Origin of the sequence: Metasolibacillus meyeri, assembly GCF_003049505.1 — a bacterium.
In the GTDB taxonomy this organism is placed as follows: Bacteria; Bacillota; Bacilli; order Bacillales_A; family Planococcaceae; genus Metasolibacillus; species Metasolibacillus meyeri.
Window position 1 is genome coordinate 1 of record NZ_PYWN01000239.1, and the last position, 927, is coordinate 927.

General features: G+C 32.3%; 1 protein-coding gene. It reads right to left on the bottom strand.

Annotated elements, in window-relative coordinates; translation table 11 throughout:
* Positions 1-384 precede the first annotated feature (384 nt).
* On the bottom strand, positions 385-822 hold the full coding sequence (locus C9J34_RS21265) for a hypothetical protein (RefSeq protein WP_107842156.1): 438 nt from the start codon (positions 820-822) through the stop codon (positions 385-387).
* Positions 823-927 lie beyond the last annotated feature (105 nt).

Consider the following 927-nt stretch of genomic DNA (forward strand, 5'->3'; position numbering starts at 1 on the left):
CTTCCGTGTTCGGTATGGGAACGGGTGTGACCTCTTTGCCATCATTACTAGACTCTTTTCTCTTTCAGAACGTTATCTGTTCTTCAAGACAAGAATTAGTATATAACGTTATTTCACATTATGCAATACTTTTTTTGAAAAAAATAATATTTTTTTCAAATGACTAAAATTCAATGCTCTGTTGCTCATTATAACAAGTGCTTTCCCAAAAGAAAATAGTTAATTTTTATCCGCTCAATTTGTTAAATAATTATAGTGAATTATTTAACAAACATCCTCATCACATATACATCATTATAGTACAGTTTCTTCTATATCGGTCTATCTCAGCTAGGATTCTTCCGATTATGAGTTCACTATCTCCTATATCTTAATCTAAGAAACTTAAATTTGAATATCTACTGTAGGTGTAACAATTTCATTCATGTCACTTGTAACTTCAGAGTTTGTAGATGATTTAGATAACGGATTATTGCGTTCTTCCTCCTCAGATAATTGCTTATATTCCTTAGGCTCTTCCTTTATAACTCGCATCATTAACGCTTTTCCGTATAGCTTAGAATCATGTTTCACTAAATATTGATGATCTTTTGTTGGTACCTTATCTCCAGCTATAATGCGTCCTGCAATTTTTAAACATGTCATCTGAATTTTTAACGCTTCTTGCTCTGCTTCCATCCGCTTTTTAGCAGCTTCTGCTTCTCTCTTCAACTGTTCTTCCATCTTTTGTTGCTTTTTTAACTCCCGCTCTAATTCTTGCTTCCTCTTTAACTGTTCTTCCTCTTTTATGATATCAGTAAACGCTTTCCCTTTTATCTGCAATATGCTCTCCCCCTTCCCCAAAAATAATTTCTTAATTTATTATTCGGTAAGAAAGCCTATAATTAAAGTACCAATACAATAACTCTATAAAGAAATAGTAAAAAA